Origin of the sequence: Proteinivorax hydrogeniformans, assembly GCF_040515995.1 — a bacterium.
GTDB classification, from domain to species: Bacteria; Bacillota; Proteinivoracia; order Proteinivoracales; family Proteinivoracaceae; genus Proteinivorax; species Proteinivorax hydrogeniformans.
Window position 1 is genome coordinate 1,815,395 of the sequence record NZ_CP159485.1, and the last position, 22,436, is coordinate 1,837,830.

The following is a 22,436-nucleotide window of genomic DNA, read 5'->3' on the forward strand; positions in this document are numbered from 1 at the left end:
AGCAGTGGCTTTTTTACTCACTAATTCCCTCGATAAACATATAATGGGTTTAAAGTAACCAAAAGGGAGTGTTTGTATGTATCATTATCGTCCACGCAAGCCTAAATTTTGCCCTGCTAATTTTTCCGGAAGATACACTGTAGTACCAGGGGATACTATGTTTTTCATTTCCAAGCGTTTTAACGTTAACCTTGATGACTTAATTGATGCAAATCCACACATCTCTAACCCACACAAGATTTATCCTGGCGATGTTTTGTGTGTACCAAAGAAAAAGCTACCCCCTCCTAAAAAAGAATGTCCTTGTCCTATAACATTAACAGATTTTATAAACTTCAGAGTAGAAGTTACTACCACCTGTGAAGTAGTAACAGGGCGTCTAGTAGATGTAGGTGATCATTCTATAACCTTAGTTGAGCCAAAAACTTCTAGAAAAATTTTAGTAAGATGTAAAGAGATATGTTTTGTTCGAGTAATATCTAAACATAAGCGGGATGGGGAGGATGAAGATTATGATGAAGAGCTGTAGTTGTTGCCTTTGTCCTGAAGGATTAGAGCCTCTTTTAGACCGTAAAGTAAAAGTTGCTACAAAGTGTGGAGATATCACAGGAATCTTAAGAGCTTTTGGAGAGACTTTCCTAGAAGTCGAAGAAGACGACTTTAAAACTGTATTAACTGTCATTCAGTGTGAGAAGGTTTGTTATATTAGGCAAATCTAAAACCTGCTATTTAGACCAGTACCTCACGTATTAGTTGTACGTTATGGTACTGGTTTTTTATTTTATATCCTTTTGTTCCTATCCGTTTATACAAAAAAGAAGTCTAGTATTTCGAGTATAGTAATGATATAATTTAAAGGGAATGTTCAGAAAATATTTTAGGGAGGGAATAGTATGGATATTAGCTTGTTAAAAAATGCATTGCTTAAAGAAGACTTTTGTGATGTCAGGTATCAGAACTTTTCACTTACTTCTATTAAAGGCAACAAAGAAGACATCGACGAAGCTTCCATTATCAAAAAAAGTGGGGGAAATGTGCGGGTACTATCCGGTGGCGGGTTTGGAACTTTTTCTTTTACGGACTTAAAGGATATAGATTTTGCCATAAAAGAGGCTAAAGTTGCCAGCGACCTTATAGAGGGAGAGCAAAAGTTAAGCACCGTCGAAGTAAACCGAGACCATGTAAAGATTGCTCCAAAAATGGATCCTCGAAGCATCTCTATTTCTGAAAAAAAATCACTAATTGAAAGTTACATAAACCTAATAATTGAACATGAAAATATAGTTGATGTAGATGCCAGCTACTATGAGCAGTTTACTGACACTTTAATTTTAAACAACCGAGGCACAGAGGTAAGACAAGAAGAACTTATATGTGGTTTATCCTTTAGATTAACATCAAAAAGGGATGACCTAACCCAGATAACAAGGCTAGCCTTTGGTGGATGCGAGGACTACTCTGAGCTATTAGATAAAGATGATGAAGTGTTAGCTAAAGTTAAACAAACAGTTAACCTGTTAGATGCAGAACCAATTAAAGGTGGAAACTACGATGTTATTTTAGATAGCGATGTGGGAGGTCTATTCATCCACGAAGCTTTCGGTCACTTAAGTGAGTCTGATAACCTTATTGGAAACGAAACCTTAGCAAAGACCATGACACTAGGCTCTGAGTTTGCTATGCCAGAGTTTAACGTTGTTGATGACCCCACCCGTGAAGGTCACCCAGGCAGCTATGTATATGATCATGAAGGAACTAAGGGTAAGCCTACCTACTTGATTAAAGATGGTAAGCTTAGCGGCAGGTTACATTCTTTAGAAAGCGCCAACGTAATGGGCGAAGTTCCAACAGGTCATGCTAGAGCTAAAAACTTTGGGTTCACCCCTATTGTAAGGATGGGTAATATCTACGTAGACAAAGGCAGACACTCTTTTGAAGATATGATTAAATCTATCGACAACGGACTTTACCTATTTGGCTCAGCCGGTGGACAAACAAGCGGCGAAACCTTCACCTTTGCAGTACAAGGCGGATACAAAATAGAAAATGGTGAAATTAAAGGAATGGTTAGAGATATAGCGCTGACTGGGCACCTTTTTACCACCTTAAAAAATATCGAAATGATAGGTGATGAAGTGGAATTTTCCAAAGCCGGTGGCTGTGGAAAGGCAGGCCAAATCCTAATTCAATCCGGAAAAGGCTCAGCCCCTATCAAGATTAAAAATATGGGAATAGGAGGAAGATAACATGGAAAAGTTGCTAAATAAAGCGTTAGAAGTAGCAGAACAAGCAGAAATATATGTTAGGGAAGTCTCTAGCACTTCTGTAAGTATCAAACTTAATAAGCTTAAAGGAATAGAGTCTGAAAAGAAAACAGAAGTTTCATTAAGAATAGTTAAAGACGGTAACATGGGCTCCGCTGTTTCTACATCCATAGAGGATGATACCCTTATCGAAAGAGCTTTGATTGCCTTAGAAAATCAAAAGTCCAAGGCAATAACCTTTCCAAACGAAGAAAATCTTGCCGACGTTGTCTCCTCCTCAGAAGAAGTTATGAACATGGATACAAAAAAATTAACGGAGCTGGCTTTTGACCATTCTGAAAGATTATATAAAGCTGCACCTGACATCAAGTTTGGCGTAAATGCAAACAAAACATATAGGAAGGTACATATACTAAATAGCTCAGGTTTTGACAAAAGCTATGACTATACAAACCTATCGCTAGGGCTAAGTACCATAACCGACAAAGGCTTCTACGGTGCCTCCAAAGAATACTCCCTCGGCAAAATTCCTAACGTACCCGATGAAGACATCCAAAACCTCATACAAATGCATCGCCTAGGTGATAACCCAGTAACTTTAGGCAACGAGAAAATGCCGGTTATCTTCGCCGGAAAAGTTATGGGCTCTTTAATGCTAAGAGTGCTAGGCGGCGTTAGCGGAAGTAACATCGTAAAGGAAGTTTCGCCTTTAGAGGGTAAAATAGGCGAAAAATTATTCTCCGAAAACATTACCATAAGAGACGATGGGAAAATGCCCTTTGGAGTAAACACCTGCCTATTTGACGATGAAGGTACTCCCTCTCAAAACACCATGTTATATGAAAAAGGTGTCCTTAAAAACTACCTAGTAGGCATAAGCCAATCCAAAAAGCTAGACAAAGAACCCACCGGAAATGCCTTTAAAAGAACCCTCTTCTCCAAAGAAATAGAAGACAAACCAGCAGTTTTTGACACAAACATAGTAATAGAAGGAAACCACAAGGAAGATGAAGAAATAATAAAAGGCATAAAGAGAGGCCTGCTAATAACAGGCGTAATGGGCGCTCATACAGGAAATATCAATCAAGGTGAGTTTTCTATGAACATATCTTCTGGTTATCTGATTGAAGATGGTAAGTTAGTAGGGCAAGTTAAGGGCAGCATGATTGCAGGGAATATTTATGATTTGTTTAAGAATATCGAAGCTGTAGGAACGAAATATGAGGTTATGAGAAGTATTTTTTATCATATGGGGTATTCCCCGATGGTTTGTTTTTCCCAGGCCAACATAGTAGGCAAATAACTGTCAGAGCACACAAAAGCACTTATCTTCGTTGTTGCAAAAAAAGTCCAGACTCCTCACGTATGAAATTATACGCTGCGGGCCTGGACTATTTTTTGCGCCTAGAATCTAAGCACTTTTGAGCACTCTGACCCAGTTTGGGTCTTGTTAGAAACATCTAAGTCAAAACAATGGTCGTTGTAAATTTATATTTCCAACTGTCCCCTGTCCAACTCTCAAACTGTTTTTAATTGTAAATTCGTCCTTGAACTCGGCCTTTTTAAAACAGTTGTCCATTGTCAATTGTAAATTCGCTTTGGTGCATATTAGCTACTTTTCAACCGGTGGTGCTACTATTGCAAACCCTCTACTCTGGTACTCATTGCCTGCTGTTTCTTCCATTTGCACTTCAATGATCATGTTAGGTTCTTTTTGAGAGTTTATCACGAAAGGGAAACAAAACAATCCATCCTGCCCACTTTTCTTTAATTCTTTCACTCTATTTTCAAAAACTATTTCATTTTCTAAAAGCACTCTCAAGATAAGGGTATCTATAATATCAAGCTCCCCCTCTAGCTTTTGAGCATAGTTATTATCTAACTGTACAATGTCTTCAATTTCAAAAGGGTGTGCCCCCATTTTTTCTAATGTTTTAGGATCTTCTAATTGAATCACCTTGCCGGGTTCTAGGTTTGTTGTTATATCATAATCGATTACATTGATGGTACCTTTATTATTAAAAAGCGTCATTGTAAATACTCCTGCTATACCACATATAAGCACAACCCCTAAAACCAAACACAGGAAGTTTTTATTCATATCACCCCTCCTTCTTCCCTATTTATCTATTGCTCCTCATTCTCATCCACTTCACTTTCCTTATCTGATTTATGTTCTTTGATTTCATTTTCTTCCTCGCTTACATTATCTTCATTTTTATCTCCTTTTGCCTCAAAATCTGATTTTCCTTCATTGACAGGCTGCTTATTTTCTTCCTCATTTACATCGTCAACAATATCTTCTATAGGTTTTTTGCTAATTTCTTCCTCTTCTATATCTAAATCCTTATCATTTGCATTATTACCTCTTGCACTTTTTAAACTTTCAATATATTGTTTGCGTAACCACTTGCTAGAAAATTGCACTGGAAACTCTTCATTAATAAAACCATTTAAATATTTTATGTTAATTGATCCATTTATCATTCGCTCTCGACCTGCTAAATCTTTAAACTGCGATTTGCTTACGTTAACTTCTATAGGTTTAAATACTTCATCATTGTTGCTAAGTTGCACTGGATTAATATGCAAAATATAATCAGTAATTTCCCCCTTTATCTCGAAATAAATAATGGGGGTATACTTTCCATCTGCCTTTTTTAGTCTAATTCCTTCAAAATTTCCTTCCGAATCACTTTCAATATTAATTTTTTCTAAAATGTCATCGGTACTAGCTGCAGTAACTTTTGAGTTAAAGCTAATGCTATTAACAAACCATGAATGGGTATCCTGCGTTCCTAAAAATACCATGCTAAGCATTAGCCCTGCAACTAAGTATCCTATTGCCTTGGATATAATTTTAAAAATGCTTTGACGAGATCTTTCTACTTTCAACTAATCACCACCTTATAGATTTTTATTTTAATACAGCTTTATAAAATTCAAAAATTCCCAACCCTGCATTTTTGAATTTTATAAAACTATTAATACTTAATATGCCCTTGATAGTTTTGAGATAAAGGCCGACTTACATCGGCCTTTATCTCATTTTTATTAATTTAAATTAACTATTTACTTTGCTGCAAGTCAAATACAACATCAAAGTTTACCGATTTGCCTTGATAATCGTTTATTACTGTATCTCCATTAGGCCAACCAAATGCCCACGTTACATTTAATCTAGCTGTTTCACCCGGACCCAAATTTATAGTTGCAATGTTACCCTCAGTTATTTCACCACTCTCCCATTTCCATCCACCCTCAGCATGGTTTCTTACCCAGTATTGAGGACGAATCTGCATGCCTAAAGCACCTTCAACATCATCTATCTTCATTTTTAATTTTCCATCAATGCTACCTTCGTTTGTAACTATCCAAGATAATTCTGTCATGCCAGGGGTTGTGCCCCAGTTTCCAGCTCTATCTCCAGGTTGGATGTTGTCAAATACATAAGTCAAACCTTCTCCAGGATTGTCATGAACTCGTTCTACGTCTAACGCAAGGTCACCAGTTACTATAACACTACCAGCACTCTCTACTTCTGATGTAAACCATGCAAAAGTAGCTCCTCCAACTACTGAAGCTGCGCAAATCACAGCCATTACCAACATTGCAAACTTTTTGTCCATTTAAATCCTCCTATGCATTTTGTTTTTATTGCTTATCTATTTGATCCATAAACCATCCATAATGTATACTTACATCTCCATCATCAAATAAAACCTCTAATGCGCCTTCTCTAACTTGTGTGGCATTTACCTTGTAAGCTATGTCTAGTTGCTTATTTTGGTAATCGTTGCAAGCAGACTCATGAAACCCAAGAACAAATGACAGTCTATATGAGTTGCCTGGCTTTAGTGCCCCCATATTTTCATAATCAACCTGCGGTACCATAGCCCCGTTACCTAGCCATTGGTTTAATGTTACTACGTTAATACCGCTTGCATCTGCCATATTGTTGTACGCTCTTGGATACTCACCATGGCCTCTACCATCTTTGATAAAATGATCTGTAGGCTCCCAATATTCACCATCTTCATCTAAAAACTCCATCTTCATGCTATCAATATAAATTACATCTAATAATTCTTCATCGCCCTCTACGACAAACTTACCAAACCAAGCCAGATCTAAAGAGCCATCATTTAAGATTTCTATAGTAGCTTCTTCACTTACGTCCCCTGGAGCCATGTTGCCTATAATCTCTCCTAAGTTAAATTCTACATTTTCTTTGCTAAGCTCCAGAGTACCTGCGGTAAATTGGTTGTTTTCGCTTACTACTTCATCGGAAAACCAGGCCATTGTTCCCAGCCCTGCACCAAACGCTAGCATACCTGCTAAAACTACAATTAACGCTTTCTTCATAAATCTAATTCCTCCTTAGTTTTATAATTTATATATACCATTTCTGGGTATATAATGAGATTTTGTTGTGGATCATATAATCAATTGATCCCTTAAGGCTATCCAACCATTTGGTACTTTAGCTCTAACTAATCCTATTGCGGTCCTGACTGAAATATTACTAATCTCAAGACAAAAGCCACATGTTTTACATATGGCTTTATTCTATGATAATGTCGAAATAACAAGTTATTATTAGCGTATTTCAATTTAAATTCAGGTTTGTTAAATAATAGCAGTCCTATTACTGAATCATAGCTTTTACAGTTCCACCATTAAATTCAAATACTGCATATTCCCCTTCCCAATCAGCGTTAAATCGGATAGTGAAACTACCATCATCTTTGATTCTACTCTTATCATAAAAGGCACCTGTAGCATCACGATATATCAAAATATCACCACTTCCAGGAACAAAGTTACCATTTTCTTCGATTATTGCTGTTCCGTCAATTAAAAGTATCGGAAATAGACCTCCTTTTAAAACCGTTTCAACTGACAAATTCTCAACGACTACATTTGGTATATTCGGCTCTGGGTCAGGTTTTTCATTAGGGAAAGTAGCGCCCTCAACGTTTTGCGTCGCTTCGATAATAATTTTAAAAGATGCTGTTTCTCCTTGATATTCGTTACCTGCTAATTTCGGCATTTTTACGTATAATTTTTTAATTGATCTTTTACCCTTTGCTAACGTATAACCATCATCTTCAAAGTACTCTGTACTAATCTGTCCCCAATCTTCGCCATCTACACTTACGAGTAAAGGATTTTCTCCCCCTACTAACCCACCTTCTAATTCTCCTAATCTAAATCTGTACTTAAACTCTAAAGTCCCGTCATTAATAACATCAAATTCTAACTTTGTTTGGTCTCCTGGTTGCAAATTTTGTATGTCTACTGTACCCGTTTCAGTAACACTCACACCACTCTCGTTTACCTTTAAAGTCCCAGCAGTAAAGGTATTATCAGTACTAGTAGCACTACTTGTAAACCATGCCCAAGTTGCTAGCCCTCCACCAAATGCTAGCATACATGCTAAAGCAACAATTAACACTTTTTTCATAAATCTATACCTCCTTTATTTTTGTTTATATATACCATTTCTGGACATATAACATTTTTTATTGACTAAACCTTAATCCGATTTTCACTTTGTCCTATCTCAGCAGCATAAACGATTTTCCTTAACTGCTATTTATTTAGTCCATCTTACTTGTAGAGCTTACTAATTACTTTTATTTTTTTCTCTTTCTGATAGCATGTTTTTTGCTTGATTTGCTGTCATAAGGGAGATTGGAAAGATTATAAGAACTGTTATCCCTATGGGGCTTCTTATAAAGTTGGCTATGTAGCCGCCTTTGGGGATTCTGAATAGGTATGTTCCTACAACTTGATCAGCTGCCACTAGTTGAGAGTCTTTGGTGTTGTTGGCATCTCCTTTTGTTTGGAATTTTATTTCATTGCCTTCTGTAACAATGTCCACTACTCGATGAGTTACCAACGTATTTGCGCCTACTCTGTAAGTTAAAACATCATCGATTTTTATCTCATCAATTACAGGTCGCTGAGTGAAAATCATGTCCCCTGGCTGTAACATAGGTCGCATACTTCCAGAAAGTACTGACATTGAGCTTACTCCCATAACTGATGGAATTTGCCCAGGATTCCTTCTTGCTTGTATGTTAGAAAAAAATGAAAGTACTACTATGACCATAACCATTAATAGTAGGATATTACCTATCCATTTCAAAGTTATGCTTGCTTTCGTCTTAATCCCTGTCTTAGACATTGCCATTTACATATTCACCTACCGTTTTATACTTTTTTATTTCCTAGAACTTTTGCTCTATTGAAACTTATTCCATTTCAAAGCAAGTATGACTATTTTATAGGTTTTTAAATAAGTTTTGGACAATTAAAAAAACGCATAAATTTAAAAATAAGGTTTTATTGTCTATCAAAATTTGCATATCATTGGATAAACCAGTTGAAAGCAGTGGCAAACTTTATACCTTCTAAATCTTCACAGTATCTAAAGATAAGACCCCTAGCGCTTTGGGGTCTTCTTGATTTCTGTTCTCAAAGGCTAACTAAATATGTTTTAAAATCCCAATAGTTGTATGAACTACAATTTAGCCATAGCTATATCATTGAAATTCTTTACACAGCTTAAGATAAGACTTAACTGCGAAAGTAAAGTTTACAATTGTCCAATGTAAATTTTAAATTAGCTTTTTCTCCCATAGTCGCCCTCATGGTCTTAAAACCCGCTGTGGGCCTTGGAGTTATTTACGCCTAGAATCTGAGCACTTCTAAACAGTCTGGCCATCTTTGGTCTTTTTGAAACCTAAGTCAAAAAAGAAGTCGTTGTAAATTTATATTTCCAACTGTCCCCTAGCCAACTGTCAAACTGTTCTTAATTGTAAATTCACCCTTCCCAAAGTTGCCCATTCAAAAGATAAACCCCAGCTTCTGTATAAAAAGAAGATGGGGTTTATCTTTCTGCCAGCCTATGTAATGTTACTTTTTCTAGACTAGATTGTACAACTAGTCTTTTAGCTGATGTGTCAGATCCTTCGCCTTGGCATGTTGTTAGGGTTAGCATGTTTTCACCGTTTTCCTGGGCTATTGACCAGTCATCCCTTTCGACAACTTTAACTGTATTAACAGAATAATGATAGGTATGCCTGGGGGTTCTTAGCATTATTTCATCCCCTGCCTTAAGTTCGTTTAGTTTGCGAAAATAGCCTGCTGGACCTCCTCTGTGTCCACCAATAAGTACATTACCCATCCCCGGAAAGGCGCTATCTGGATAATAGCCCGGTTGATGATTGATGTCACTAAAAGCTTCTATACTCTCACCCACCACAACCATCGTGCTGACAGTAATAGATGGTATCCTTATTTCAGTTGGTGGAAACTCAGTCAGTTTTGGAGGTATGACTTCTTCAAAAGGTGTAATTTCACCCATATCCCTTTGGTGTCCTGCTAAATCAAGTTGTTGATTTATTGGTTTTGGCTCATTTTCTATAAAATTTTCAAACTCACTTCTTAATTGACGTTGTACCCTATATGATTGAAATTTTAGAAAGGAGGGATATAAGATCATGGCTAACCCCACTAATACGATGAGTACAAAAATTAACTTTCCAACATTAAGTTTTATAATTATCCACCACCTTAAATGTTTTAATCAAAGAGATTGAGCATTACTGCTCAATCTCTTTTTAAGTTATTATTCTTGAAAAGCAAACCTTTTGTAACCAAATGCACCTGCAACTAGTACTAACAAGCCAGCAGGGATCAACCACATAATTCTAGATTCGCTAGTTTCAGGAAGAGGCTCTGGACCTACCCACGTAAGGATTACATTCTTAATAGTATTTTCGTGTCTCAAACTTTCCAAAATACTATTTGTACTACTCTGTTCATTTACTGTAGGTATATTATCTTTATTAGCTACAAGTTTTATACAGGCACCACCTGCATTTGTTACTGTATTATTTTCTATAGTATACTCTCCATTACCAACTAACCAAATTCCTTCATCCACTGAATTTCTTATATCGTTATTTATAATGTCCACTTTACCATCGGAGTTTCCACCAATAGCACCGTCAATAGTATTATTATCTAATTTGATATTATCAACGCCATCAACTCTAATAGTAGGATGGCTAGTGCTTTGATTTTCAATCTTAACATTTTCAATCTTAATATTATTTGATTCTAAGACAATTACATTTCCATAAACTGTATCTCCAGGACGATTTTTTGTTTTGCCTATTATTTTTCCATTTCTAATAGTCATTTCTTCTTGGATTTTAAGCGGTTTCGTTAATTTTTCTTTATAACCTGTTAGGTCAATAGTGCTTCCATCCGCCACTAGCTCGTGATTATTATAATAATCTAAATCAGCCACTACATCATGTAGACTTGGGAATATATCCTCTGTGTCTTTCTCTGTAAAGTTATATTTTAGAGACTCATCTGACACCACATGTTCTTTTTCACCATTATTATAGGTTATCTCAACTTCAAAGTGAGTAGGAACTTCATAAAATGTCCCTTTCCAACCATTTGTTTCCCAGTAACCATCTTCTTCATAATTGAAATCTCCATATACATCAAATGGAGCACTATATCCACCTGCGTCAAGTTCACCAAATTTTCCATCTATTTTTGCATTAAGCGTTTTTAGTGTTTTATTACCATTAAAAAGAGTAAGTTTAATACTTTCAATGCTGCTCATAACAACTTCCTCGCTAATTCTAAAACCAGCATAATAGCCTTTTACTGTACCATGCCCTTCTGTACAAGTATGTGTTGTTACGGACAAACTTCCAGCTTTAAGCCCCTTATTCCAATTTTCAGCAGATACTTCAGGCACAAACATGAAGCAAAGTGCAAGTGCCATCATGATACAAAAAATCCTTCTAATCACAAAAACCACTCCTTAATAATTTTTTTATGCTTAAACTAGCACTATTCAATTAATATTCGAGTGGTACTAAAGTATTACTATTTTTTTATTATTTTTTAAGTTCCCATTATTGACAATGGTGTAGTCGTCACCCTAAGTAAAAAAGAGCTATGCTAGTAGGCTAGAAAGATTAGCAAGTTATATGTTGGGGTTTTATGGTATAATTTATACATAACCCTTACTAACGGAGTTGATTTTTATGAAGGTTCGGTCTTGGCTTATTGCTGTTTTTATAGTTGGGCTTATTTTTTATTTGTCGTCTATACCTGGGCTTCAGGTGCTGCCTGTTCTTAATCAGTTAAGCTCAGTTTTAGGGCGGTTTGATGTTGGTATCACTCGTTTTTCTCATTGGGTAGCTAACACTCTTCCTCTTAATTTTAGTGAATGGGGAGCTTTTAGGGTTCTTGGTGAAGATTTTTTAGAGTATGCCAGTAATAATCCTAGACTTATAGAGTTTTTGCTGAGGAAAATAGCTCATGTTGTTATGTTTTTCTTAGTTACGATTGCTTTCTTTTTATTGGCAAGTCAGTATACTAAAAGACCACGGACAGCTATATTTATTGCGTTTATAGGTGGTACTGCTATGGCATTTTTAGATGAATATCGCCAAAGTTTTGTGCCCACTCGGGTAGCAAGTTTGATGGATGTTTTGATTAATTTTATTGGTGTTTCTTTAGCTATTTTTATCATCCTTTTTGCGCTATTTATAACTAAGAGTGCTCGAATACAGGAATATTACTATAATAATTTTAAAGGTAAAAATAAGAAAATCGCTAAAGAAAATAGTGATGCTAAAAATGATGTGGTGGATAATAGCAAATCAGAGCAGGTAAAATCCGATTCTAAAGAGGATTTAGATCAAGAGACGAAAGTATATGATCGGGATTTTGTAAAGAAAGTTAATGAGGAGTAGTTGGAGTAAAAAAGACGTCAGCAGAGGCAAAAGTACTGCCTCTGCTGACGTCTTTTTTTGTTTGTGATTCTTTCCCACTAAGATTCTTCCTCAGACTTTTTCAGCTTCTTCATCACCTGGGCATTGATGGTTCCCTTGGGATACTTTCCGTTTTTATCCTTTTTTCCTGCTGGTGTGTCTGTTAATATTTCTATTCCTTCATCTACGTGATTTATAGCATATATAAAAAATTCTTTGTTTTTTACAGCTGCTATTACTTCTTCTTTTAACATTAGGTTTTTTATATTTTGTTTAGGTATTATTACACCTTGGTCGCCGGTTAGACCTCTCATTTTGCAGATGTCATAAAAACCCTCTATCTTTTCATTTACGCCGCCTACTGGCTGAATTTCTCCCTTTTGATTTATAGATCCTGTTACAGCTATATTTTGCTTTATAGGAACTTCCGCTATGCTGGATATAATTCCGTAGAGCTCAGTGCTTGAAGCGCTATCCCCGTCTATCTTGGAATAATTTTGTTCAAAGCTAATGCTTACAGTCAGCGACATCGGTTTATCCTGTGCATATTTGGTTCCTAGGTACCCACATAGGGTTAACACACCTTTGTCATATATGCTGCCACTTTTTTTAGTTTCTCTTTGGATGCTAATAATCCCTGACTTCCCTTTATATGTGCTTACTGTTATCCTACTTGGCTTTCCAAAAACATGCTGGCCTGTGTTCATCACTGTAAGTCCATTTATTTGCCCCACTTTTCTTCCGCTAACATCAATCAACACAGTCTCATCTTTGAACCGTTCATTGAGTTTATCTTCGTATTTAGAATTTCGGTAAATTTTCTTTTCTATGGCTTTTTCTACATGGTTTTTCGAGACATACTCAGCTTTTTCCATCTCAGCCCACACATCTGACTCATATAAAATCTCCACTATCTGATTAAACTGTGAGCTTAATTTCTCTTGGCTGTTACAAAGCCGAGAGCTATATCTTATAACCCTAGCTACTGCACTTTTGTCAAAATCTCTCAGTCCTACCTGCTTGCAATGACTAGCAATAAATTGACCCATCTTTACAATATTTTCTTCTGATCTTTCCATTTCTATATCAAAGTCTGCCATTACCTTAAATAACTTTCTAAAATCCTCATCGTAGTGATATAGCAAATGATAGGTATAATCATCCCCTATCAATATTACCTTTAAATCTACCGGTATAGGTTCAGGCTTTAGGGAGGTTGTATAAACATACCCTAGCTGTTTTCCCAGATCCTCTACGTTTATCAAGCCGGTTTTTAAGGTTCGCTTTAATGTCTCCCAAGCAAAAGGCTGAACTAGTAAGTCCTTTGCTTGAATTAACAGGTATCCCCCATTGGCCAAATGAATGGAGCCTGATTTTATCTGAGTAAAGTCAGTTTTTAACACACCCATCTCATTTTTATATTCTATAGCACCATTTAAGTTATAAAAATTAGGGTTTGTCTCATTAACTATAGGTGCTGCCTTGGTTTCATTGTTATTTACAAGATGATTAACCTTATATCTATTATAGAAGTCTTCCTCACTCTGAGTTTGAATAAAGGGAAGTAATGGCTCACCCTTACTTTCTGAGTCATTGGATTTTGAAAAATAGCTGATATTTGCAACGATATCTTCCTTTAACTCTTTTAAAAACTGTTTTACTTTTTTATTGTCTTCAAAAGAGTTACTAATCTTCTTTATATAATACTCCACTAACTTCCTTCCCTGTTCTTTGTCTAGATTATCAAGCTTTTCTTCTAGCTCTTCTTGTAGTTCCTTTAACTCGTCAAACCAATCCTCAGTAATCAGATCAAGCTTTTGGGAGTTAATTTTTATCTCTTCTACTTCTTCAGGCGATAGATTGTTATACTCTTTTTGACTCATCGGCTTTCCATCTTTCAAAGGTATATGGTTAAACCCTTGTTCTGAGTCTTTAAATACAAAACCATATTTCCTTGCTACTTCATTAAGATTTCTAACAAAAATCTTTTGCTTTAGCTGGATATCTTTAAATATCTCCTTTTTTTTATTTTTATACTCACTATTTTGAAATGATTTGGGGATTTCTTTTTTTAATTTTTCAATAAGATGCTCTATTTCTTTTACAAAACTTTCCCCCTCTCCCCCTCGCGTATTAATAGCCTTGGGAGAATCAGGGTTTTTAAAGTTAAAAACATATAGCCAGTCATCGGGCTTTTTCCCATTTGCAGCAAAAGACTTTGCTATGGAATTAGCATAACTAGATTTTCCTGTACCGCTGATACCTGATATAAAAATGTTATATCCCTTTTTATCAACCCTAAGTCCAAAAGTTAAGGCCTCTACCGCTCTACTTTGCCCGATGATTCCCTCTAACGGTTCGACCTCCTCTGTACTTTCAAATCCAAGGCTTTCAGTTACACAGCAGCTCGTTAATTGCTCAGGTCTTAGACAAAACCTATCATCCACATGCTCAACCCCCTTGAATGTAAATTACAAAACTCCCTAAATTACTTTATGCTCTAAACTTTACATGTGTTCAGCGACTAATCTCATAGTTTTACAGATCTTAGCGCTATTAAAAATATATGAATAAAACGAGGCATCTACGATAAAAACATCATAGATATCCTCGTTTTATTTAAAAATTGCTTTTACTTATATATCTTTTTTAACGATTACAGTTGCAATATATTCTTGCATGTTTTGAAAAACTATTATTTAAACTTATATACAAAGTAGGCTTAGCTAAGTTTTCTTTATCCTTTTCTCTACATGTTCATTTCTTTGATCTTTTCTTTGAGTCTTTCCATTGAATTTTGATGAATTCTAATTCCGTATTTGCCCTTAAAGGCATAGAAGCTAAACCCTAGAAACTTCCTTTTTGAGGCTTGTCTACACTCTTTTTCTTGTTCACTTTAAGTTACCTAAGGCGATGTTAACTTGCCACGAACTATCAGCCTTTTTTTCCCATCAGAAATACAGACTACTAAGGTCACAACGGCTTTTTCATCAACCTCTTCTAGCACCCATACTTCGTCAGGCCACACCACAAAAGATTCATATACCTCATAATGGTACTCTTCATTCAGAAAGTGTAATTTTACTAAGTCTCCATCTTTTACCTCATTTAACCGATTAAAGAAAGATCCATATTGTCTCCCTTTATGAGCAGCAATGGCAGTATTCCCATCTTCCCATGGGAAAGCAGTTCCCTTTACCATGGCAGCCCCTTTAGCAAGGTTACTATCGTTAGCATCGTAAAATATTGGTAGGTGTACTTTAATTTCAGGAATTTCTATAATACCTATGATATTGGTATCTTTTATTATTTTTTGAGTAGAGTCCTGCTCTTGTGGGTCAGTTACACCTAACTCTGATTCTGTATCTTCTGAAGGCAGATTTTCCATGACCTCTCTTAGGTATTCTTCTGGATCACCTTCAAACTCATCCCTAGATTGTATGTAAGTATTTATAAGTTGCTTTTGGTGATTTCTAACGTAAAAGTCTTGAAGTGGAGGGTATATTATTAACGCTAAACCTAGAAATATTAAAATCACACCTATTATTTTCATGTAGACCTCCTTAAATTTAAAAAAGAGGGGAGGAATCTCCCCCCTTAAGTTCTAGGCTTTCTTCAGAACAAATCTAGCTCCAACTGCTATTGAAATTAGCCCTAGAAGTAGGAAATAAACATAGCCTCTTTGACCGGTCTGTGGTAGCTTTTCAGACTCCTTAGGATCGGCTGGATCTTGTGGATCCTCTGGATCAACTGGGTCCTCTGGATCAACTGGGTCCTCTGGGTCTTCTGGATCCTCTGGGTCCTCTGGAGCTACAACAGTAATCGTTCCCATTGCAATTCCAGTGGCTCTATTTCCAGCTACATCATAAAGCTCAACCTCTACTGCGGCTCCATCAACCACCAGTCCTCCAGGCACTACCCATGTTCCTTGATATAGACCAGGTTCTACTTCAGTCATAGGAGTTCCTAGTGTTGTATTAAGATTTTCTCCTGTTGGCAATAAAATTCTAAAGGATGCAATTCCTCCTTTTTTATCACTGGTGAAGGAGATTGTTACTTCTTCTCCAGCTTCAACAGTTATATCTTCAGAAGGCTGAATGTCAGTTATTGTTGGAAGTACTGTATCTACTGTTACTGTTACTTCCTTTACGGTTTCATTTCCAGCTAAATCTGTAGCTCTGATTGTAATTAAGTTTTCACCTTCTTCTAGTATCAGTCTTGTACTGAAGCTTCCATCTTCGATAGTTGCTTCTTCTCCGTTAACTGTTACTATATCAAGGTTATCGTCTTCTACAGTTCCCGCTACTGTTACCACTTCTTTATTGGTTATAAAACCATCTGCAGGAGATTCTATTACAACTTCTGGTGCTACAGTATCCTTAACTACTTTTATAGGAGCTGAAGGATCAGTTTCACCAACTTCAACCACTGAAGTGGCAGTTATAATGTTCTCCCCTTCTTCAAGTTGGATTTCTACATTAAACTCTCCATCTTCAGTTTCTACTTCTTCTGCAATTAGTTCGCCATTATTATAAATATTAACTTTACAGTCAACATCAACTGTTCCAGATACCATTACAGTATCTTCGTTAGTGTAAGTCTGATCTTCAGGACTTGATATTACAGGAGCATCTAAGCTATAAGCAACTTCTGCTCTTAGCATGATATTTCCGTAACTGGAATCAAGTTGTTCAAAAACACCGTCTATTACCATATACGAGCGGTTAGCAAAAGGTCCATCTTCATCCATACCTATACCCGGAGTATTTGGACTATCGCCTACCTGAACCATCACTATAAAGAAGTCTCTATCTGTGGAAAACCCATACGATGATAGGTCAACATGATTCCATTGTCCTCTGACTCCTTCTACTTCTACAGGACTAATTACCATTTCACCAGGTTCACCATTTGGTAAGCTGTCGTAAACCGCTACCGAAAATGTGTCGGCACCAGGGTCTGGCCAGTCAGTATCCCATAGATAAACATTAGCACCAGTTACTTGAGCATAACCATCAGGTGTCATTCTCATGGCCCATCCATTACCGGCATCAAAGAATGCTCTGGCGTTTTCTGCAGTTCCATTATCATACGCTATTTCTTCGTTGAAACCAATAAATGGGCTTAGCTCAACTGTTACCTCAGTAGTTTCATCCCCCACTACTTCTACTTCCACTTCTTCTAAAATGTAGTCAGCTGCGCCAACTTGTAGTGAGTACTCGCCCTCTAAAATATCAGGCATTACGAAATTCCCTTCTTCATCCGTAGTAGCTGAAGGTATTCTAGAGTCGCCAATTAGATTGATCTTTGCATCTTCAATTGGTTCTCCAGTCCTTTGATTTACTACTTGACCCTCAATTATGCCCTGTGGTATTTGATCTAGGATGAAGTCTTGAGTTATTTCATCACCGTCATTAAGCTCAACGGTAGCTGTTTGACTGTAGTATCCATAGGCCTCAACCTTTACAGTCCATGGTTCGTCATCTTCGCTAGCAGCATGGATTAGACGATAGGATCCATCTGCTGGATTAGTTCTTACACTTCTTCCAGTTTCAACTATGGTAACTACTGCATCTAGAGGTAGCCCTGTTACGTCGGTAATCTCGTTGTCAACAGATACCTCGTAATCATAGTTTTCTGGATCTTGTTGAAGTTTCAGATCTATCGTTCTACTTTCTGGTTTGTTAGTTTTATCGCTTTGTTCTTCTACAGTTGATACTGTTGAAATTTGTGGTGCATCTGAACTAGAAATCATCACATCATCAACATACCAACCAGGAGCGGTTACAGATCCATCTGATTCCATGACAAATCTCAACTTGATAGTTTCGTCAACATAATCATTTAGACTAATATTGACATTATCCCATCCACCAAAATTACCTGTATAGGTAGCTAATTCATCCCAAGTTTCGCCACCATCTGCAGATATTCTCACAAATGCGTTATCATAGCTATTTTCACAGTTAAACCAGTGATAGAAGGATAAGTCTGCAGTAGTATGACCTGTCAAATCAATTTCAGGACTCTCTATCCAGCTATCAGTATTGTTTGGATAGTCTCCATCTAAGTTTGTAGCCCAAACATTACTACCTGAGAATGCGCTAGCAGGTCCTGAAGTTGGCACTCCCCACTCCCAACTATTATTTGCTCCATCTGCTATCCAGCCACCATCATCTTCTTCGAAGTCTGAGGCATAAATTATTGTAAAGTATGGAGCGGTTGCTGAAGCTTCATTTGAGTAACCGCTTTCATTATTAGAAAAGTCATAGGCAGTTACCACATAATAATAGTCTTCACCAGCTTCAAAGTCCGTATCTGTAAAGGTAGTACTTGTGCTAGAGTCGATTAAAACATATTCCCCACCTGCTGTCTCTGAGCGATAGATATTATAACCTGCCACATCAGGATCAGTGGGAGCGGTCCAATTTAGCGTAATACCTGTGGAGTGGGTATTAGCTTCTAAATCAGTAGGCTCTCCTGGAGGGTCTGTATCTACACCTACAAGCTCTACATTATCTAAATACCATCCTGGGTAATTCACTGAACCGTCGGAGAAGAAGCCAAATATTACGAATACTGGATTTGGTGAATAAGCGTAATCATTTAGATTGATAAACATATTTCTCCATTCAGCATCTCTACCGGTATATTCACCTACGATATCCCAGGTTAAACCGAAGTCATCAGATACCGCCACTATACCCTCATCGAAATTATTTTCTATATCGTACCAGTGATTTAGTCTTACAGATGCTTCACTAGCATCTCTTAAGTCCAATGGAGGCATAAGCATTTGGCTATCGGAGTTATCAGAGTAGTTACCAAATGGGTTTGTTGCAATTACTTTATCACCTACAACTGGTTCTGGGCCAACAGTAGGCTCTCCCCAATCCCAGTCACCATCTAAAACCCATCCAATTGGGAATTCAGAAAAGTCAGTGTGATATTCATCTGGTACTATTCCAAACATAACCTCGACATCAAAAAGATCAGTTTCATCTAAGTTTTGCCCAAAGTCATAGGCTCTTATTTGGTATTGGAATCCAGGCTTTTCGATGAACATATAGGGGATTGACCCTGAATATATTCCGTCCTTGTGATCTCCAGATATGCGATCCATTGGAGCCATTACCCAATGGTCATCTCCAGCTGATTTTATCCAAAGCTCAACCTTAGTTACAGCTACATCGTCTGTAACATGAGCTTCGATAGGAATAGATAAGCCAGAGAAGGCCTCTTCAATTGGTTCGTGCTCTATAACTGGAGGTTCAGTGTCTAAACCTTCCCTTAGTACCGAACCTTCAATTACACCACGGCCAGTAGCGATAGATGCCACAGCATCAAAAGCGTTTACAAGGCCATGACCGTAACCATAGTTCGGTGCCTCAGGATATTGACTATCTGTCAAAGGAGTTGCAGTTTCCATCATTATATCCTCTAGTTCGTCAGGGGTTAAGCTGGCATCTAGAGAAAGTAGTAGGGCTGCGGTTCCAGCTACAGCAGGAGCTGACATGGATGTTCCACTCCATCCAGCCTCATAACCTCCAGGTACCGATGAACGAATATTAGCACCAGGGGCTGATATATCAGGTTTTAGGTCATCTGGATAGGGTCCAGGACCTTGATTGGAGAAGTTAGCCCGTCTATCACTAATATCCGTTGCACCTATCGCGAAACTTTCAGGATAATTTGAAGGTGCACTTACAGATCCTGGGGAAGAACCACCAGAGGTGTTACCTGCAGAAAATACTGGTAGTATCCCAGCTGCCCGCCAGTTTTCCACCATAGGACGATACCATTCATTTAAGCCAGGTCCTCCACCCCATGAATTATTAACTATATCCGGAGCAAGGGCAGGATCATCATTAGGAGCTAACATGAATTCGCCTGCTGCTAACAAGTGTGCTTGGCTTCCGCCACTTTCTGTGAACGCTCTTGCTGCTATCCATTGTGCACCAGGGGCAACCCCTATTTTGTTAGCACCTTCTGGGTCTTGACCTAAGATGGTACCCATAACATGAGATCCATGGGGAGAACTAGCCAAGTCATAAGGCATCGAACGCCCTTCAACTGCATCAAACCAGTTTCCTTCTGGATTTGGGTTGCTGGGATCATCGGGATCAAAACCACGCCACTTATCTCTAAGGGCTTCATGTTCCCAATGTACACCGCTGTCTATTATACCAACTACTGCTCCCGTTCCTTCGAGACCATAGGTATCCCAAACAGCAGGGGCACCTACTCTATCGATATTCCATTCTACATTATCTATGGTGTTATTTGCTTTTTGCACCGGGTCTACTTCTGGCCATTCTACTTCTATATGCTGGTTAATATCTATTTTGTATATTTCATGTCTTTTTGCTAAGTTTTCTATTACATTTTTATTGGCCTTAACATAAAGAACATTCATGATATAGAAGCTTTCATATTCTTCTACATTACCCTCAAGCTGTTCCTGTTCTAAATAGCTCAGGATTTCTTTTTGGGTCTCTTGTGCTGTTTGTCTTAACGCATCTACAACCGCAAACCTGCTGGCCATCTTCTTTTCGTAGGCTGTTGCATCTTTAGCTAAGTTATTTACTGCATTTTTTGCAACTTCTTTTGAATCAACTTGTTCTTGCATTTCTACAATAACTTCCACCATTTCTTTATCAGCTATTGTTTCTTCAACAGCAGAACTAATCTTCTCTGCTGGAGGCCTTTGATCATTCATAGAAACGGTTAGTGGATTCTTGGTGTTCTCTTGGGCGTAAGCATTTACAGAAGCGAAAGGAGATAACATCATACAAATAATCATTAGGACTATCAGATAGCTCTTCGTGTCTCTAATCTTCATAACACTCCTCCTTTATAATTCTAAGAAAGTACATTTGTAATTTAGATAAGTTTCACCTCCATTTTTTATTTTAAATGTAGCCTCCCGTTATGAACTTATTAGAGAAAAACAAAAAATATAACTAATTCAGTCAAAATTTGTTAAAAACACTTTTTTGTCAATAGCAAGTAAAAAAATACATGCTATTCCAAAATGATAGTTCACTTCTTTGCGTTTGCAATATTGGGTACTTGACAGAAGAATCATTTTTTTCTTTAATTTGGAGTTTAGCGCTATTAAAAATATATGAATAAAACGAGGCATCTACGATAAAAACATCATAGATACCTCGTTTTATTTAAAAATTGCTTTTACTTTCTATAAAGTTTACTCTCAATTTAGCTAATTCTGGCTGTTGCTGTAGGTCCATCCTCGGTTTCAGAGTAGAAGTATAAAGTTAAATGCACTACCTCGTATTGCATTACATAGACACCAAAGTGAGTATCTATATATCTATCTGCTCCTTTTCCTAGAATTTCTTCGATTTCATCAAATGTCTTTCCTACACGAGCTCCAAAGATTTCTGCTCCTTTTTCTAGGGCTATTAACGAAGAGTTAGAATTAGGTTCAGCAAAAAACACTTGAAACTTTTCACCTTTAACTACATTTCCATACCCTTCTGTCTGCTCTATTAGCTCTCCACCGGTTTTTTCCTCTACTTCTGATATCTTTTGATTTAAGAGACTAGCAACTGGATCGTTTGATATAACATCTGGCACCATAAACTCAGTAATAAGGTCATAACTATCATGGTTTAACCCTAATTCGGTTGCATAATAAAGCCTGTCCACTTTTTCTTCTGAGGGTAAAGTGGTAGAATCCACAGAAATAGCATATATCTTTTCTCCCATATACATCTCGTACTCAAAATTTGTAATATCCACCCCACTAATAAATGAAAGGTAGTGCTCTAAGTATAACTCGCCGGTCTGTGCACATAAAAAACTTATAGCACCTTTGGTATCTTTTCGCTCTAAATCTTCAAACCGGTAAAAAGTTTTATTACCCACCTCATAGATAGAAGAAAAATAAAATCCATTGTTATCTCCAATATATACTGTCCCCTCATCAATAGTTACTGCGGAATCGTTAGAATCCATACTGTCGTGTAAATGTCTATGATAAACTTTCTTTAAGATAAGATCAGTTGCCTGCTCTATCGTTAGTAAAGCCTCTTTATACAGGAATATATGTTCATGCTGCTGCCCTTCCTTAGTAACTTCTATGTTCACTTCTGACTTGTGACCTTCCATCAGTTCAAAGCCTTCGATTTTCTTTGCCGTAAAAATTCTATGCCCTTGTACATCATTATGTATTTCGCTGTCATGTAGATTATTTCCGTTATTATCTTCATATCTTATCACTATTTCCCCTACTGGCTTAGACTCTTCCACAACTACATCTCCCTCACTGCAACCTAAAATCATAATAACAGTTAAGGTAAATAACAGACTAACTTTTTTCAAAATCTAA

Annotated in this window: 17 protein-coding genes; 5 read left to right on the top strand and 12 right to left on the bottom strand. The window is 37.1% G+C overall.

What is annotated here, in order from left to right:
- Window positions 1-76: 76 nt before the first annotated feature.
- The 4 genes from PRVXH_RS08820 to PRVXH_RS08835 all read left to right on the top strand — a co-directional run bounded on the left by PRVXH_RS08820 (window position 77) and on the right by PRVXH_RS08835 (window position 3,567).
- Window positions 77-529: a LysM domain-containing protein gene (locus PRVXH_RS08820; protein ID WP_353892414.1), complete on the top strand. Its 453-nt coding sequence runs from the start codon at window positions 77-79 to the stop codon at window positions 527-529.
- On the top strand, window positions 513-719 hold the full coding sequence (locus PRVXH_RS08825; protein WP_353892415.1) for a hypothetical protein: 207 nt from the start codon (window positions 513-515) through the stop codon (window positions 717-719). Before PRVXH_RS08820 ends, PRVXH_RS08825 begins: the two co-directional genes overlap by 17 nt.
- A gap of 174 nt (window positions 720-893) precedes the next feature.
- Window positions 894-2,246, top strand: a complete 1,353-nt coding sequence (locus tag PRVXH_RS08830) for a TldD/PmbA family protein (protein ID WP_353892416.1) — start codon at window positions 894-896, stop codon at window positions 2,244-2,246.
- A 1-nt stretch (window position 2,247) separates the two neighbouring features.
- A complete protein-coding gene (locus tag PRVXH_RS08835; RefSeq protein WP_353892417.1) occupies window positions 2,248-3,567 on the top strand; it encodes a TldD/PmbA family protein in 1,320 nt (439 codons plus the stop codon).
- Between the two features lie 309 nt (window positions 3,568-3,876).
- On the opposite strand, the gene PRVXH_RS08840 is transcribed toward PRVXH_RS08835, so the two are convergent.
- The 8 genes from PRVXH_RS08840 to PRVXH_RS08875 all read right to left on the bottom strand — a co-directional run bounded on the left by PRVXH_RS08840 (window position 3,877) and on the right by PRVXH_RS08875 (window position 11,112).
- Window positions 3,877-4,365, bottom strand: coding sequence for a hypothetical protein (locus PRVXH_RS08840; RefSeq protein ID WP_353892418.1), 489 nt, complete (start codon window positions 4,363-4,365; stop codon window positions 3,877-3,879).
- A gap of 26 nt (window positions 4,366-4,391) precedes the next feature.
- A complete protein-coding gene (locus tag PRVXH_RS08845) occupies window positions 4,392-5,159 on the bottom strand; it encodes a hypothetical protein (protein WP_353892419.1) in 768 nt (255 codons plus the stop codon).
- Between the two features lie 173 nt (window positions 5,160-5,332).
- Complete coding sequence (locus PRVXH_RS08850; RefSeq protein ID WP_353892420.1) at window positions 5,333-5,893, bottom strand: TasA family protein; 561 nt, start codon at window positions 5,891-5,893, stop codon at window positions 5,333-5,335.
- A gap of 25 nt (window positions 5,894-5,918) precedes the next feature.
- Window positions 5,919-6,629 (bottom strand): TasA family protein, encoded by a 711-nt coding sequence (locus PRVXH_RS08855; RefSeq protein ID WP_353892421.1) that lies wholly within the window; start codon window positions 6,627-6,629, stop codon window positions 5,919-5,921.
- 283 nt (window positions 6,630-6,912) lie between these two features.
- Window positions 6,913-7,731 (bottom strand): TasA family protein, encoded by an 819-nt coding sequence (locus PRVXH_RS08860; protein ID WP_353892422.1) that lies wholly within the window; start codon window positions 7,729-7,731, stop codon window positions 6,913-6,915.
- A 162-nt stretch (window positions 7,732-7,893) separates the two neighbouring features.
- Window positions 7,894-8,463, bottom strand: a complete 570-nt coding sequence (locus PRVXH_RS08865) for a signal peptidase I (protein ID WP_353892423.1) — start codon at window positions 8,461-8,463, stop codon at window positions 7,894-7,896.
- A 699-nt stretch (window positions 8,464-9,162) separates the two neighbouring features.
- Window positions 9,163-9,777 (bottom strand): class E sortase, encoded by a 615-nt coding sequence (locus PRVXH_RS08870; RefSeq protein ID WP_353892424.1) that lies wholly within the window; start codon window positions 9,775-9,777, stop codon window positions 9,163-9,165.
- 126 nt (window positions 9,778-9,903) lie between these two features.
- Window positions 9,904-11,112, bottom strand: coding sequence for a right-handed parallel beta-helix repeat-containing protein (locus PRVXH_RS08875; protein ID WP_353892425.1), 1,209 nt, complete (start codon window positions 11,110-11,112; stop codon window positions 9,904-9,906).
- Between the two features lie 238 nt (window positions 11,113-11,350).
- Between PRVXH_RS08875 and PRVXH_RS08880 the strand changes: the two genes are divergently transcribed.
- Window positions 11,351-12,064: a VanZ family protein gene (locus PRVXH_RS08880; protein ID WP_353892426.1), complete on the top strand. Its 714-nt coding sequence runs from the start codon at window positions 11,351-11,353 to the stop codon at window positions 12,062-12,064.
- Window positions 12,065-12,141: 77 nt separating this feature from the next.
- Here the strand turns inward: PRVXH_RS08880 and PRVXH_RS08885 are convergent, their stop codons facing one another.
- The 4 genes from PRVXH_RS08885 to PRVXH_RS08900 form a co-directional block, all read right to left on the bottom strand.
- The gene (locus PRVXH_RS08885; protein WP_353892427.1) at window positions 12,142-14,529 is read right to left on the bottom strand and encodes an ATP-binding protein; all 2,388 of its coding nucleotides are present in this window, start codon (window positions 14,527-14,529) and stop codon (window positions 12,142-12,144) included.
- Between the two features lie 458 nt (window positions 14,530-14,987).
- Window positions 14,988-15,635 carry a class D sortase gene (locus tag PRVXH_RS08890; RefSeq protein ID WP_353892428.1) on the bottom strand — a complete coding sequence of 216 codons (648 nt, stop codon included), beginning with the start codon at window positions 15,633-15,635 and terminating at the stop codon, window positions 14,988-14,990.
- Between the two features lie 51 nt (window positions 15,636-15,686).
- Entirely contained in the window at window positions 15,687-20,924 is a 5,238-nt protein-coding gene (locus PRVXH_RS08895) for a S8 family serine peptidase (protein ID WP_353892429.1), read from the bottom strand.
- Window positions 20,925-21,301: 377 nt separating this feature from the next.
- Window positions 21,302-22,429, bottom strand: a complete 1,128-nt coding sequence (locus PRVXH_RS08900; RefSeq protein WP_353892430.1) for a hypothetical protein — start codon at window positions 22,427-22,429, stop codon at window positions 21,302-21,304.
- Window positions 22,430-22,436 lie beyond the last annotated feature (7 nt).

What these genes read in the sequence shown, in the direction of transcription:
- PRVXH_RS08850 (WP_353892420.1), bottom strand. Translation starts at nt 5,893, where the DNA reads ATGGACAAAAAGTTTGCAATGTTGGTAATGGCTGTGATTTGCGCAGCT.
- PRVXH_RS08895 (WP_353892429.1), bottom strand. Translation starts at nt 20,924, where the DNA reads ATGAAGATTAGAGACACGAAGAGCTATCTGATAGTCCTAATGATTATT.
- PRVXH_RS08880 (WP_353892426.1), top strand. Translation starts at nt 11,351, where the DNA reads ATGAAGGTTCGGTCTTGGCTTATTGCTGTTTTTATAGTTGGGCTTATT.
- PRVXH_RS08835 (WP_353892417.1), top strand. Translation starts at nt 2,248, where the DNA reads ATGGAAAAGTTGCTAAATAAAGCGTTAGAAGTAGCAGAACAAGCAGAA.
- PRVXH_RS08825 (WP_353892415.1), top strand. Translation starts at nt 513, where the DNA reads ATGATGAAGAGCTGTAGTTGTTGCCTTTGTCCTGAAGGATTAGAGCCT.
- PRVXH_RS08870 (WP_353892424.1), bottom strand. Translation starts at nt 9,777, where the DNA reads ATGATCTTATATCCCTCCTTTCTAAAATTTCAATCATATAGGGTACAA.
- PRVXH_RS08860 (WP_353892422.1), bottom strand. Translation starts at nt 7,731, where the DNA reads ATGAAAAAAGTGTTAATTGTTGCTTTAGCATGTATGCTAGCATTTGGT.
- PRVXH_RS08855 (WP_353892421.1), bottom strand. Translation starts at nt 6,629, where the DNA reads ATGAAGAAAGCGTTAATTGTAGTTTTAGCAGGTATGCTAGCGTTTGGT.
- PRVXH_RS08890 (WP_353892428.1), bottom strand. Translation starts at nt 15,635, where the DNA reads ATGAAAATAATAGGTGTGATTTTAATATTTCTAGGTTTAGCGTTAATA.
- PRVXH_RS08820 (WP_353892414.1), top strand. Translation starts at nt 77, where the DNA reads ATGTATCATTATCGTCCACGCAAGCCTAAATTTTGCCCTGCTAATTTT.
- PRVXH_RS08865 (WP_353892423.1), bottom strand. Translation starts at nt 8,463, where the DNA reads ATGGCAATGTCTAAGACAGGGATTAAGACGAAAGCAAGCATAACTTTG.
- PRVXH_RS08840 (WP_353892418.1), bottom strand. Translation starts at nt 4,365, where the DNA reads ATGAATAAAAACTTCCTGTGTTTGGTTTTAGGGGTTGTGCTTATATGT.
- PRVXH_RS08830 (WP_353892416.1), top strand. Translation starts at nt 894, where the DNA reads ATGGATATTAGCTTGTTAAAAAATGCATTGCTTAAAGAAGACTTTTGT.